Origin of the sequence: Sphingobium fuliginis (assembly GCF_004152845.1) — a bacterium.
GTDB lineage: Bacteria > Pseudomonadota > Alphaproteobacteria > Sphingomonadales > Sphingomonadaceae > Sphingobium > Sphingobium fuliginis.
This window is the reverse complement of the sequence record NZ_SEON01000002.1, coordinates 378640-391998: the sequence shown is the minus strand read 5'-3', so window position 1 is coordinate 391998 and position 13359 is coordinate 378640. Positions and strand designations below refer to the sequence as shown.

At 64.6% G+C, this 13359-nt stretch carries 14 protein-coding genes; 5 read left to right on the top strand and 9 right to left on the bottom strand.

Features of this window, described 5'->3' with window-relative positions:
- Positions 1 to 93: 93 nt before the first annotated feature.
- The 3 genes from EWH10_RS06765 to EWH10_RS06755 form a co-directional block, all read right to left on the bottom strand.
- Positions 94 to 1167, bottom strand: a complete 1074-nt coding sequence (locus EWH10_RS06765; protein WP_044661533.1) for a M48 family metallopeptidase — start codon at positions 1165 to 1167, stop codon at positions 94 to 96.
- A 5-nt stretch (positions 1168 to 1172) separates the two neighbouring features.
- Positions 1173 to 2249 carry a YjgN family protein gene (locus EWH10_RS06760; protein ID WP_025549930.1) on the bottom strand — a complete coding sequence of 359 codons (1077 nt, stop codon included), beginning with the start codon at positions 2247 to 2249 and terminating at the stop codon, positions 1173 to 1175.
- 121 nt (positions 2250 to 2370) lie between these two features.
- Positions 2371 to 2808: an ExbD/TolR family protein gene (locus EWH10_RS06755; protein ID WP_044661534.1), complete on the bottom strand. Its 438-nt coding sequence runs from the start codon at positions 2806 to 2808 to the stop codon at positions 2371 to 2373.
- Positions 2809 to 2981: 173 nt separating this feature from the next.
- Here EWH10_RS06755 and thrS point away from each other — a divergent pair, with 173 nt between their 5' ends.
- On the top strand, positions 2982 to 4979 hold the full coding sequence (gene thrS / locus EWH10_RS06750) for a threonine--tRNA ligase (RefSeq protein WP_065846211.1): 1998 nt from the start codon (positions 2982 to 2984) through the stop codon (positions 4977 to 4979).
- 127 nt (positions 4980 to 5106) lie between these two features.
- The gene (infC, locus tag EWH10_RS06745) at positions 5107 to 5640 is read left to right on the top strand and encodes a translation initiation factor IF-3 (RefSeq protein ID WP_013039295.1); all 534 of its coding nucleotides are present in this window, start codon (positions 5107 to 5109) and stop codon (positions 5638 to 5640) included.
- A 72-nt stretch (positions 5641 to 5712) separates the two neighbouring features.
- On the opposite strand, the gene EWH10_RS06740 is transcribed toward infC, so the two are convergent.
- The 4 genes from EWH10_RS06740 to gluQRS all read right to left on the bottom strand — a co-directional run bounded on the left by EWH10_RS06740 (position 5713) and on the right by gluQRS (position 8435).
- Entirely contained in the window at positions 5713 to 6588 is an 876-nt protein-coding gene (locus tag EWH10_RS06740) for a GGDEF domain-containing protein (RefSeq protein ID WP_044661536.1), read from the bottom strand.
- A 117-nt stretch (positions 6589 to 6705) separates the two neighbouring features.
- Entirely contained in the window at positions 6706 to 7275 is a 570-nt protein-coding gene (locus EWH10_RS06735) for a cob(I)yrinic acid a,c-diamide adenosyltransferase (protein ID WP_044661537.1), read from the bottom strand.
- 14 nt (positions 7276 to 7289) lie between these two features.
- Positions 7290 to 7523 (bottom strand): twin transmembrane helix small protein, encoded by a 234-nt coding sequence (locus tag EWH10_RS06730; protein ID WP_025549925.1) that lies wholly within the window; start codon positions 7521 to 7523, stop codon positions 7290 to 7292.
- A gap of 9 nt (positions 7524 to 7532) precedes the next feature.
- Positions 7533 to 8435, bottom strand: a complete 903-nt coding sequence (gluQRS, locus tag EWH10_RS06725) for a tRNA glutamyl-Q(34) synthetase GluQRS (protein ID WP_083198971.1) — start codon at positions 8433 to 8435, stop codon at positions 7533 to 7535.
- A 97-nt stretch (positions 8436 to 8532) separates the two neighbouring features.
- Here gluQRS and EWH10_RS06720 point away from each other — a divergent pair, with 97 nt between their 5' ends.
- On the top strand, positions 8533 to 9099 hold the full coding sequence (locus tag EWH10_RS06720) for an HNH endonuclease (RefSeq protein WP_025549923.1): 567 nt from the start codon (positions 8533 to 8535) through the stop codon (positions 9097 to 9099).
- 103 nt (positions 9100 to 9202) lie between these two features.
- On the opposite strand, the gene EWH10_RS06715 is transcribed toward EWH10_RS06720, so the two are convergent.
- Complete coding sequence (locus EWH10_RS06715) at positions 9203 to 9940, bottom strand: Crp/Fnr family transcriptional regulator (protein ID WP_044661539.1); 738 nt, start codon at positions 9938 to 9940, stop codon at positions 9203 to 9205.
- Between the two features lie 205 nt (positions 9941 to 10145).
- Here EWH10_RS06715 and murA point away from each other — a divergent pair, with 205 nt between their 5' ends.
- Together murA and EWH10_RS06705 are read left to right on the top strand one after the other, a co-directional pair.
- A complete protein-coding gene (gene murA, locus EWH10_RS06710) occupies positions 10146 to 11429 on the top strand; it encodes a UDP-N-acetylglucosamine 1-carboxyvinyltransferase (RefSeq protein WP_044661540.1) in 1284 nt (427 codons plus the stop codon).
- A complete protein-coding gene (locus tag EWH10_RS06705; RefSeq protein ID WP_044661541.1) occupies positions 11422 to 12945 on the top strand; it encodes a sensor histidine kinase in 1524 nt (507 codons plus the stop codon). The genes murA and EWH10_RS06705 overlap by 8 nt, the downstream gene beginning before the upstream one ends.
- Here EWH10_RS06705 and EWH10_RS06700 read toward each other — a convergent pair.
- Positions 12890 to 13327, bottom strand: coding sequence for a response regulator (locus EWH10_RS06700; RefSeq protein WP_044661542.1), 438 nt, complete (start codon positions 13325 to 13327; stop codon positions 12890 to 12892). The two genes, EWH10_RS06705 and EWH10_RS06700, sit on opposite strands and share 56 nt — an antisense overlap.
- Positions 13328 to 13359: the final 32 nt, after the last annotated feature.

The following is a 13359-nucleotide window of genomic DNA, read 5'->3' as shown; positions in this document are numbered from 1 at the left end:
TTCGCTTGAAAGAGCGGCCTGGCAACAGGCCGCTTTTTTGCGTTCGCATGGATGGTGGGGCTGGCTGATTTAAACAATCCGAGCCCATGTACCCTAAAAGGGTTTGCCCCAGAATTTGGCGACCTTCGGATCGCTGGCGCAGGAAGCGCGCAGCGCCTGCCATTGTGCCTGGTCCAACGCCGGGCGGTAGGATGTCTCCGGCTCCACGGCAGCGGCGAAGCGGCGGCGGCGTTCGGCGGAGAGGGGATGGGAGGAAAGCCAGCTTATCGCCCGCGCTTCCGTGCCCTCGTCCTTGCCGCCGATCCGGTCGAAGAAGGCGGCCGTCGCGGCAGGCGAAATCCCGGCGCCGCGCATCTGGTCGATGGCGACGCCGTCCGCAGCGCTTTCCGCGCCGCGGCCATAGCTCAGCGACAGCACGCCGTTCAGATAATTGCCGGCATTGCCCCCCGCGCCGCCCAGCACGACGCTGAGGCCAAGCTGGCGGATGAGGCCTGTCATCGTGTCGCGGTGGCGCACATGGCCCAGTTCATGGCCGAGCACGCCCGCGACTTCATCGGCGGACTTTGCCTGCTGGACCAGGCCATCGAAGAGGATGATCCTTCCCCCCGGCAATGTCACCGCATTCACCATGGGAATGTTGGCGAGCGAAATGTCGCGGGCCTCATGGCCGGGGTCGATCCGCGCCGCCAGCCGTTCGAGCGCGGCATCGCCTGCCGGTGTGTGGCAGAACCGCCCGCCGAAATCGCCCACCATGGCATCGCCCATGCGGTTCTCCCAGCTTTGCGGGACGAGCGGGGCGATGACGGCGGGTGCTTCGAGCGCCCCCCAGACGATGAGCGCGGCGGCGACGGTGAAGATTCCCGCCGCCGGCCACAGGCCGAAGCGATCGATCCAGCGGCCATAGCGTTCGCCCGTCGGCAGATGGGCGGCGATGTCGGGAGGCGCTTCGCCGGAAAAGCCCAGACGCCAGCCGGGGATCGCCTTATGGCCATAGGCCGAACGGTCGTCCTGCAGGCCGATGACGGTAAGGTCGCTCCAGTCTATGGGCAGGCCTGTCCAGCCGCTCTCCGGCTCCTCCAGCACGAAGCCGGTGCCGGCGGTACGAAGCAGGACATTGCGTCGGACCGCCGACGCGCCGTCATAATGCCAGAGCCGGAAGTCCGACATGCGGTTCAGAAAGCGCCGACGTCCAGCGCGTCGAGCAGGCCCTCGCCATGGCGGCTGGTCTTCGTCTGCGACTGTGTGAGTTCGTCGGTATAGATCGTGCCGGTCACGCCCATATGGGTCACGAAGAACTTCCAGTGCCGGTATTGCAGGAAGATCGACCCGATGCCGATCGTGCAGAGGACCAGCGCAATGTCACCCAGGAACAGCCATATCCAGTCTTTGGTCCGCGCGTAGAAATGGAAGTCGAGGCCCGTGAGCGACAGCCCCTCCACCGCTTCACGGAAGAAACTCGCGTAGAAGGCGAGCGCGATGAGGCCGAGACCCAGATAGAAGGTCAGCACGAACGCGATGATGCCGAAGATGGCCCCGGCCATGCGGGAGCCGGCACCGTCCTGTCCCGGAAAGCCCGCCATCGCGACCATTGCGCCTCCGCCCACGAACAGCAGGATCGGCAGGAGGTAGAAGAGCAGGAAGCGCCGGAAGGTCGGGCCGTGATCGCCTGCCGATTCGAAACTGTGCGGGCCGAAGCTCATCTTGTTCCAGCGTTCGTTCCACAGCGACATCATCGACCAGGGGACGAGCAGGCCCAGCGCCAGGCTGCCCACCGCCGACTTCCACATATAGGAAATGCCGTAGCCGAAGCCCTGATCGTCGCTGCCGCCCCGGATGCCGTGCCACCATGTCCGGCTGAGCCGGTAGCGCAGCGCGCGGAAGCGGGCGAGACCGACCATGTAGAAGATCGTCACGAACGCCGCGAGCGTCAGTATCGCGGCCATGCCGCCATGCCCCTGAAGGACGAGGGCCTGCGCGCCGAACTGAAGGAAGAGGAACGGCAGGCCGATCAGCGCCAGCACCATCAGGAAGCCGAGGAACAGTTCCTTGCCCGTTCCCGTCCATTCCAGCCGGTCGTCGATGAAGCGCGTGTTCGCCCAGAGATAGCGCCGCGTGCGCGTTGTCGCCCAGAAGCGGTATATGCCTAGCGTGACGATCGTCAGCAGCAGGTTGGTGAAGGCAATGGGCGCATAGTCGCGCCAATTGCCCTCAAAAGCGAAGCCGTCGCCGCCAATGCGTTCCTGATCCATGATGCCCCCCTTGGTCCCCGGTGGGAGAAGACTATGCCGGGGACCGTTGGTCAAGGGGTTTCATGGCCATATGGAATGCTATCCCCCTGAAATCACGCGGATCGTCATTTTTTACGGCCGATCAAAAGCTGGCGTAGCGCTCATTGCCGATGAAGCCGAGCTTCGTCACGCCTGAGCGGCGGATGTCGGCCAGCACCTCATCCACGGTCACGTAACGCGCGCCGGCATCGGGCTGGAACTGGAGTTCCGGTTCGGCAGGCAGGCGCAGCGAGGCGGCGAGATATTGGCGGAGCGTCAGCCGGTCGACGGCCCCGCCGTTCCAGCGGATAGTGCCGTCGGCGTCGATGCCGACCCTGTTCTTGACCGTGTCGACCGGCGGCGGCGTCAGTTCCTTGGGAGTTTGCGGCAGGTCGACGCCGACGCTGTGCGTCTGGATCGGGATCGTGATGATGAACATGATCAGCAGCACCAGCATCACGTCGATCAGCGGCGTTGTGTTCATGTCCGACATCGGCGTTTCCCCGTCGCCCGGCCGGGGTCTTGCGAAGCTCAAGGCCATATGCATCCCTCCTGTTGAAATAATGATATAACAACACATACATCATGCGCTGATCGCGATGCGCTGGCAAGAGGGCTTCTATTGACAGGGCGGGCGGCCCATTTATGGGGAAGGCGCGGCTTTTTTCGGCTGCGCAACCTGCCATTTCAACAGAAAGACCCTCCGTGTCCGCCATGCTCAAGATAACCCTGCCCGATGGTTCCGTGCGTGAAGTCGCGCCCGGCACTACCCCGGCGGACATTGCGGCGGCGATCGGGCCGGGGCTGGCCAAGGCGGCCATCGCCGCGCGGGTCGATGGCGAACTGCGCGACATCATGCGCCCGCTGGAGGCCGATGCGCAACTGGCGCTGGTGACGTCGAAGGATGAGGCCGATGCGCTGGAACTGGCCCGGCACGACTTCGCCCATGTGCTGGCCGAAGCGGTGCAGGCGCTGTTTCCGGGGACGCAGATCACCTTCGGCCCGGCGACGGACGATGGCTTCTATTATGACTTCGCGCCCCCCGTCATCGAAGGAAAGCCGCGGCCTTTCACGGAGGAAGACCTGCCCGCCATCGAGGCGAAGATGCGGGAGATCATCGCCGCCGACAAGCCGCTGCGCCGCGAGGTGTGGAAGCGCGAGGACCTGATCGCGCGCTGGCGGGCAGAGGGCGAGACGTTCAAGGCCGAATGGGCCGCTGAGCTTCCCGAGGGCGAGGAACTGACCGTCTATTGGTCGGGGGGCGACTGGCTCGACATGTGCCGGGGGCCGCATCTGGCCTCGACAGGCAAACTCGATCCGGCGGCGTTCAAGCTGACCCGCGTGTCGGGCGCCTATTGGCGCGGCGATCAGAAGAATGCGATGCTGAGCCGCGTCTATGGCACCGGTTGGCTCAACAGGAAGCAGCTCGATGCGCATCTGACGCGGCTGGAAGAAGCGGCCAAGCGCGACCATCGCAAGCTGGGCGCGGAGATGGACCTGTTCCACCTCCAGCAGGAGGCGCATGGATCGGTCTTCTGGCACCCCAAGGGCTATATCATCTGGCGGGCTCTGGAAGCCTATATGCGCCGCGCCATCGACGATGCGGGCTATCGTGAGGTCAAGACGCCGCAGGTGATGGACGCGCGCCAGTGGGAAGCGTCCGGCCATTGGGGCAAATATCGCGAGAATATGTTCGTCATCCCCGACGAAGTGCCGAATGTCGAGGATGAAGGGCCGCTGGTGTCGGACGATGCCGACTGGATGGCTTTGAAGCCGATGAACTGCCCGGCGCATGTCCTGATCTTCCGTCAGGGGATCAAGAGCTATCGCGACCTGCCGCTGCGCTTCTACGAGAATGGCTGCTGCCATCGCAACGAACCGCATGGGGCGCTGCACGGGCTGATGCGTGTGCGCCAGTTCACGCAGGACGACGCGCATATCTTCTGCCGCGAGGACCAGATCGTGGAGGAAGTGCGCGCCTTCTGTGCGCTGGCGGATCGGATCTACAGGGATTTCGGCTTCACCTATTCGATCAAGCTTGCCCTGCGCCCCGAAAAGCGCTTCGGCAGCGACGAGATGTGGGATCAGGCGGAAAATGAACTGCGCGACGCGGTGGCGGCGGCGGGGCTCAACACGCCCGAATATGGCTGGGAGGAACTGCCGGGCGAAGGCGCCTTCTATGCGCCCAAGCTGGAATGGCATCTGACCGACGCGATCGGGCGGACCTGGCAGGTGGGGACGATCCAGTCGGACCGGGTATTGCCGGAGCGACTCGACGCCTCCTATATTGGCGAAGATGGCGAGCGGCACCGGCCGGTGATGCTCCACCGCGCGATCTTCGGTTCCTATGAGCGGTTCATAGGCATCCTCATCGAACATTATGCGGGCCGTTTCCCGCTCTGGCTGGCGCCGGTGCAGGCGGTGGTGGCGACCATCGTGTCCGATGCGGACGGCTATGCAGGCCAGGTGGTGAAGAAGCTCCGGGCGGCTGGCATCAGGGCGGAAACCGACGTCCGCAACGAGAAGATCAACTATAAGGTGCGCGAGCACAGCCTTGCAAAAGTGCCGAATCTGCTGGTCGTCGGCCGCCGGGAGGCGGACGAGGGCACGGTGGCGCTGCGCGAGCTGGGCAAGGAGGGGCAGAGCGTCCTTTCTGTCGACGACATCATCGCCCGTCTTGTAAAGGAGGCGAAGGCACCCGATATGCAGTGAGGCAGCAATGCCACATGGGGCCGGCAAATCCGCGATTGCGGGCTTGCCGCCCCTTTCGGCTTTGCGCTAAAGGGCCGCCAGAGTCGATCTATCAACTACCATAGGAGAAGCCACTATACGTCCCCCGATGATGCGCCGTCCCATGGCGCCGCCGCCGAAGTCCGGTCCCCGTTACAACGAGTTCATCAACGTGCCCAAGGTGCGCGTGATCGATGACGAAGGCGAAAATCTGGGCGTGATGTATACGCAGGAAGCGATCGAGCGCGCCTATGAGATCGGGCTGGACCTGGTCGAGGTGTCGCCCAACGCCGATCCGCCGGTGTGCAAGTTCCTGGACATCGGCAAGTACAAGTACGAGGCGCAGAAGAAGGCGAACCTCGCCCGCAAGACCCAGAGGACGCAGGAGATCAAGGAGATCAAGATGCGTCCGAACATCGACGATCATGATTATGATACGAAGATGAAGAAGGTCCACGACTTTATCGGTGAAGGCGACAAGGTGAAGATCACCCTGCGGTTCCGTGGCCGTGAATTGTCGCACCAGCAGCTTGGCATGCAACTGCTCCAGCGCGTGGCGGAGAATGTGGGCGAGATCGCGAAGGTCGAAGCCTATCCGCGTATGGAAGGCCGCCAGATGCTGATGGTGCTGGCGCCGAAATAAGGTCGCCATTCTTCGGTGACATTAGTCGGGCGGGGTCTGGAAGCAGGCTCCGCCCGAACTGTCTGTGGGCACCTAACCATAAGCGGGTGCGGATGGCCTCTCCGCCCGCTGGATCTGGTCACGGCCTGACTTCTTTGCACGGTAGAGCGCCTCGTCGGCCTTGCCGATGGCGGCCATCACCGGCCCGCCGCGCCATGCGCATAGCCCGGCGGAGAAGGTGATCGGCTGCTCGTTCGCCGTGCCCACGGGCTCCCGCCGCATCCGTTCCGCAATGCGGGCCAGCGACCAGCTCGCCTCATCCTCCATCGCGTCCTGATAGAAGATCGCGAACTCCTCGCCACCCCAACGGGCGATGATGTCGATGCGGCGGGTCTGGGACGACAGGCGCGTGGCGAAATCGGCCAGGACGCGATCGCCCGCGTCATGGCCGAGCATATCGTTGACCTGCTTGAAATGGTCGAGATCGATGATCGCGATGCAGCCCCTGCGCTTGGCGAGCGGGAGCGCGTCGAGTTGCGCCAGGAACCCGCGCCGATTGGCGATGCCGGTCAGCGCGTCCTCATTGGCGGCGATGTTCAGTTCGTCGATCTGTTCCCGCGTAGCGGCGGCGGCTCCGCGCACGCCGTGGAAGAGCCTGGAAATAATGTCCCCCACTTCCGGCAAGGTCGCCCCACCGCTTTTCCGGCCGGGCTGCCCCACCGGGTTCAGCGCATCCGCCAGCGCATGGATCGGGTCCAGCAGGGCGCCGATGCCCGTCAGCGCCCCGGCCGCGCCCGCCATGGTCGCCAAAGTCAGGACTATGAACTCCGCCCAGGCGATACGTCCTGTTGTCACGCCCCAGACGATATAGCCGAGCAGCGGCAGGTGGGTGGTCACGAAGCAGAGGGTGAAGAGGCGAAACCGCAGGGAGCGGGGAAAGATGAAGGAGGTCGCGAGGTAGAATTGCATCCCGGGGCCCTGTCATTGCAATGGGGGCCAAAATTGGGACGGCGTGTAAAGGCGGGATGAAGGAAGAGGGTTAACGCCCGGCGCGTGGACGAACCGTGCCGTGCATGAGTCGAACGGTTAACGGGAGGCGCCCGGCACCCATTTCACATCGTCCGCTCCATTGCCGTTGAGGCGCCGGGCCAGCACGAAAAGCAGGTCGGACAGGCGGTTGAGATAGGCCAGTGCCTGCGCATTGAGCGCAACGTCGGCTGCCGCGGCCGTGGCGGAGCGTTCGGCGCGGCGCGTGACGGCGCGGGCCAGATGGACGGCGGCGGCAGCAGGCGACCCGCCTGGCAGGACGAAGCTGTCCAGTGGCGCCAGATCGGCGTTCATCGCGTCGATCTGCCGCTCCAGCCGCTCGACCTGGGAGGCGACGATCCGCAGCGCCCAGGGAGCGTCCTCTCCCTCCGGCAAGGGCGTGGCGAGGTCTGCGCCCAGATCGAACAGGTCGTTCTGGATCGCGGTCAGCCAGCCCGCCTCCGGCCTGTCGTTCATGGCGACGATGGCAAGCCCGATGGCGCTGTTCGCTTCATCGACATCGCCCACCGCCTGCATGCGCGGGGCATGTTTGGGCAGGCGCGACCCGTCGACCAGGCCTGTCGTCCCCGCGTCCCCGGTACGGGTGTAGATCTTGTTCAGCTTCACCATGCCGGGCGGGACCCTCAGCCGTTGCCCTTCATCAGCAGCAACAGCGCCACGATGATCACCGCCACTGCCTGGAACAGGATGCGGTTCATCATCATCCTGTTCTGCTTGAGGCTGGATGGGCTCGGCCCCCCCTCGGGCGAGTTCAACTGTTCCTTGGTCGCCTGAAGAAAGGCGACGATCCCCCGGATCAATGCGAACAGGGTGGCGCCCATGGCCAGGATCAGGGCGATGACGAGCAGCGTGTTCATGCCTTGAATCTAGGCGCTGGCCAGGGAAATGCCAATCGGAAAGCGTGCATGGCGCAGATCGTCGGCCAGTCGCCGTGGGTCCATGCCCCCCGCGCGCAGATCGGCGAGGGCGATCGACCCGTCGCGCTTGGCGAGCCGCCGGCCGTCCGGCCCGACCAGCAGGGGATGGTGGACATAGATGGGGGACGGAAGGTCGAGCAGCGTCTGGATCAGCCGGTGGATGTCGGTCGCGCTGCGCAGATCGTCGCCGCGCAGCACATGGGTCACGCCCATCGCCGCATCGTCCAGCGTGCAGGACAGATGATAGCTGGCGGGAGCATCCTTGCGCGCCAGCACCACATCCCCGGCGGCAAGCGGCTCGGCGCTGATGCAGGACGCCGCTTCTTCCCCGGGCGGAAAGGGCAGGGCGCGCCAATGCAGCGGGCCTGCCCGTGCGGCAGCCCGCGCCATGTCGATCCGCCAGGCATGCGGCTCGCCCAATGCGATCCGCCTTGCCCGTTCCGCATCATCCAGCCCGCGGCATGTGCCGGGATAGACGGGCCCCTCCGGCCCGTGCGGCGCAGTCGCGCTGGCGGCGATGTCGGCGCGGGTGCAGAAGCAGGGATAGAGCAGCCCCATGGCCTCCAGCCGTTCCAGCGCCGCCTGATACCGGTCCAGCCGCGCCGACTGGAAGACGATGTCCCCATCCCAGGCGACGCCCAGCCAGCGCAGGTCCTCGATTATGCCGGCGACATGCTCCGGCCGGCTGCGGGTGCCGTCTATATCCTCGATCCGCAGGAGGAAGTATCCGCCGCGCGTCCGGACCAGGTCCATGGCCAGCAGCGCCGACCAGGCGTGTCCGACATGCAACCTACCCGTGGGGCTCGGGGCGAAGCGAGTCACCATATGCTGTGGCTGCGCCGATTGAGTCATACAGGCCCTTGACGGGATAGGGGTGTTAATGCTGTCATGCTGGCGTCACGTTTCTGATCGATCAGGACGGTGGCGAAAGGGGGTTGAAGGGTAATATATGTACCATCCCGACCTGATACGACATCCGGAAAACTGTCCGGCTTTGGTCCTGAACGCGGACTACACGCCTTTAAGCTATTATCCGCTGAGCCTCTGGCCCTGGCAAACCGCCATCAAGGCGGTTTTTTTGGATCGGGTGGACATCGTCGCCAGCTATGAGCGGCAGGTGCACAGCCCCAGCGTTCAGATGCAGATACCTTCGGTGATCGCGCTGAAGCAATATGTGAAGCCGTCGGAACATCCCGCCTTCACCCGGTTCAACCTGTTCCTGCGCGACAAGTTCGCCTGCCAATATTGCGGTTCCCCGAACGACCTGACCTTCGACCACGTCATTCCGCGCCGGGCGGGCGGGCGGACGACCTGGGAAAATGTCGCAACGGCCTGCTCGCCCTGCAATCTCAAGAAGGGCGGCCGCACGCCGAAGGAGGCGCATATGCAATTGCATGTGACGCCGATCCGCCCGACGAGCTGGCAGTTGCAGGAACATGGCAGGGCCTTTCCGCCCAACTATCTGCACGAAAGCTGGCACGACTGGCTTTATTGGGATGTGGAATTGCTGGCTTGACGACAAACCGGCAAGGCTGAGCGGCGCGCCCCTGCGAAGGAAGGGCCCGGCCCGACGGTTCGAACCGGGTTCCTGCCTGCGCAGGAACATGTCGCGTTCATTCTCATTCCATGCCCGGAAGCCAGTCCAGGTCCATATCCTTGTGCCGGTTGGTATAATGGCCGATCTCTTCCAGCCGCGCCATGTCGCGCAGGGTGATCCGCCCATTGGCCCGGCTGATCAGCCCTTCCTGCTCCATCTGCCGGATCATCCGGTTCACATGGACGGAGGTGAGGCCGATGGCATCCCCGATCTCCTCCTGCGTCAGTTTCAGGTCGAAGCTGTCGGTGATGCCGTCGTCCGTCACCCGAAGGCGATCGAAAATGTCCAGCAGGAAGGAAGCCACGCGCGCCTTGGCCGAGGTGCGTCCCAATGAAGCGAGCCGGTCGGTCAGCGCGACCCGCTCCGCATTGGAAAGCAGGAACAGCAACGCGGCGACGCGGGGATATTCCTCCAGCAGCCGGCGCAGAGCATGCTTGTCGAACGGACAGATGATCGAATCCGACAGCGCCACCAGCGATTCCGGCGCGCGGTTATAGATTGTGCTGGCCGATCCGATGAAATCGCCCGGGAAATAGACCCGTAGGATCTGCCGGCTTCCATCGGGCAGGATCACGAAGCTCATTACCCGTCCTTCGCGCAGGACAAACAGTTCCGTCACCGTTTCGTTGACGCGCTGGATCATCGCGCCGCGCTTCACCTTGCGGGGATTTTCCTCCAGCCTTGTAAGCGCCTTCTTCTCCGCATCGGACAGGGGCACATGCTTCGCCAACCTGTCCGCGAAACAACTTGTTGCCACCAAAAACACCTTTTTGCTTACATTGTCGTTACGATGGCAAAACGCCCCACGCGTCTTTTGGCTGCATTTCCGCAAACTGCACTAAACTCGATCAATAATGAGCGGGCGAACGCACAAATGTTTCATGGCGGCGCAGAAAGAAGCCCGCGATGGAACCGTCGTGCCGACTGCCTTGCGGAAACCGTAATTAACGTTAAGAACCCAGCCGATGGACCGCATTCATATCCGCGGCGGCAAAGCGCTGAACGGCCGCCTTCCCATTTCCGGCGCGAAGAACGCCGCGCTCACGCTGTTGCCCTGCGCGCTGCTGACCGACGAGCCGGTGACGCTGCGCAACCTGCCGCGGCTGGCGGATGTCGACAGCTTTGGCCATCTGTTGAACCAGCTCGGCGTGTCGACCATGATCGAGGGCGCCCGGCCGGAGGATTTCGGCCGCGTCATGACCCTGCGCGCTGGCCGCGTCACCTCGACCGAGGCGCCCTATGACATCGTGCGCAAGATGCGGGCATCGATCCTGGTGCTCGGCCCGCTGCTCGCCCGCGCGGGCGAGGCGCGGGTGTCGCTGCCCGGCGGTTGCGCCATCGGCAACCGGCCGATCGACCTGCACCTGAAGGCGCTGGAGGCCTTCGGCGCGATCATAGAGATCAATGCGGGCTATGTTCGCGCCAGTTCGCCCGACGGCGGCCTGCCCGGCGGCATCTACACCTTCCCCGTGGTGTCCGTCGGCGCGACGGAGAACGCGCTGATGGCCGCCGTGCTGGCCAAGGGCGTCTGCATCCTGGAAAATGCGGCGCGAGAGCCGGAGATCGTCGACCTCTGCAACCTGCTGATCGCCATGGGCGCCGACATTGAAGGCGTGGGCACCGACAAGCTGACCATTCACGGCAAGCCCCGCCTGCACGGCGCCACCTACAGCGTGATGCCCGACCGGATCGAGGCGGGCAGCTATGCCTGCGCCGCGGCGATCACCGGCGGCTCGCTGGAACTTGCCGGAGCCAGCGCCGAAGACATGCACGCCATCCTCGCCGCGCTGCGCGACGCCGGGGTTCATGTCGAGGAACTGAAGGACGGTATCAGGGTGTCGGCGGACGGCCGGCTTCGCCCGCTTACCATCTCGACCGCGCCCTTCCCGGCGTTCCCGACCGACATGCAGGCGCAGTTCATGGCGATGCTGACGCTGGCCGACGGCGCGTCGGTGCTGACCGAGACGATCTTCGAGAATCGCTACATGCACGTGCCGGAGCTGGCACGCATGGGGGCAGACATCGGCGTCAATGGCCGCACCGCGGTGGTGCGCGGCGTTGATCGGCTGGTCGGCGCGCCTGTCATGGCGACCGATCTGCGCGCCTCGATGAGCCTCATCCTCGCGGGCCTCGCCGCTGAAGGCGAGACCCAGGTCAACCGCGTCTATCATCTCGACCGCGGCTATGAGCGGCTGGAGGAGAAGCTCTCCGCCGTCGGCGCCGACATAGAGCGCGTCAGCGATGGCTGAAGGACGCGGGCTCGAGACGGACCGCGCGGCGTTGCTGGCGCGATACGATCTCGATACCGGTGGCTTTGCCACGCTCGACCAGATCACCGCCTTCGCCGCCGCGCTGTGCGGGACGCCCATCGCTCTGGTCAGCATCGTGGAGGATGACCGCCAACGCTTCCTGGCCCGCACCGGGCTGGATGCGGAGGAAACGCCGCGCGATATGTCCTTCTGCGCCCATGCGATGCAGGGAAGCGGCATCTTCGTGGTGCCCGATACTGCGCAGAACCCCGATTTCCGCGACAATCCGCTCGTCACCGGGGCGCCCTTCATCCGTTTCTATGCCGGTGCGCCGCTGATCGATGGCGAGGGGGCTTCGCTCGGCGCGCTATGCGTCATCGACGACAGACCGCGTGACGGTCTGACGGATGTGCAGCGCCAGGGGATTTCCCTGCTGGCCCGTCAGGTCATGGTCGAGCTGGAGGGCCGTCGCCGCGACCGCGACGTGATCGCCCGCCAGCAAAGGGATGCGCAGGCGGTGGCGGAAAGCGATCGCATGTTCCGGACCCTGGCCGACACCATGCCGCAAATGGTCTGGTCGACGCTGCCGGACGGCTATCATGACTATTATAACGCCCGCTGGTACGAATTCACCGGCGTTCCCCTGGGATCGACCGATGGCGAGGGATGGAACGGCATGTTCCATCCGGAGGATCAGGAGCGGGCCTGGGAACGCTGGCGCCATTCGCTGAAGACCGGCGAGCCCTATGAGATCGAATATCGGCTGCGCCATCATAGCGGCGATTATCGCTGGACATTGGGTCGCGCGCTGCCGATCCGGGACGAGGAGGGTGCGATCGCCCGCTGGATCGGCACCTGCACCGACATCAACGACCAGATCGCGATGGTGGAGGAGCGGGAGGTCATCGCCCATGAACTTTCCCACCGTATCAAGAACATCTTTTCGGTGATTTCCGGCCTGATCGGCCTGTCGGCGCGCCAGCATCCCGAAATTCGCGCGGCAGCCGACGACCTGCGCGACCGCATCATGGCGCTGGGACGCGCCCATGATTTCGTGCGGCCCCATGGCCCCAATTCGCAGCCGGACCAGGACGAGGGTCGGCTTTGGGGCATATTGGAACAGATTTTTGCGCCCTATCGCGACGCGCTGGGGCCGCGCATACGCTTCTCAGGCGATAATCCGGCGATAGACGACCGCTCCGCCACGCCATTGGCGCTGCTGTTCCATGAACTGGCGACCAATGCCGCCAAATATGGCGCGCTTTCCGTTCCTTCGGGCGGGGTTGCGATCCTCGTGGGGAGGGAAGGCGAGGACATCCGCATCGACTGGCGGGAAGAGGGTGGACCGCCGGCGCTTCCGGCGACGCATGAGGGCTTCGGCAGCCGGCTGATGCAGCTCAGCATCGAACGGCAACTGGGCGGGCGGATGACGCGCGACTGGCGACCTGAAGGCCTTGGCCTCAGCCTCTGGATTCCAGCGCGCTCCATGAGTCGGATGCCGGCAGGAAAGGGGTGAAGCCCGCGATCTCGGCGGCCTCCAGTTCCGGTCGGTCGGTGGCGGCGAGATGCAGCGTTTCGGCTATGCTGTGCGCCCGGAACGGCTTGGTGATGACGCCGAGCGCGGCGGTGGAAGCCGCCCCGATCTGCGCGGGATTGGCCGTCACATAGATGACCCGTATGCCATATTGGCTGGCCAGTTCGACGCCGATGCCGGGGCCGGTCGGTCCGTCGCGCAGATTGAGATCGACAAGGGCGATATCGCAATCGTCGGCCGCATCCAGCGCCGCCTGACGATCGGCCGCGATGGCGCCGACCGTAAAGCCTGCATCCTCCACGATATGCTCGATCTCCAGCGCGACGAAAATCTCGTCTTCTACGATCAGAACCTTTTTGCTCATCCCAACGTCCACGCAACCGGAGGCGTTAAATG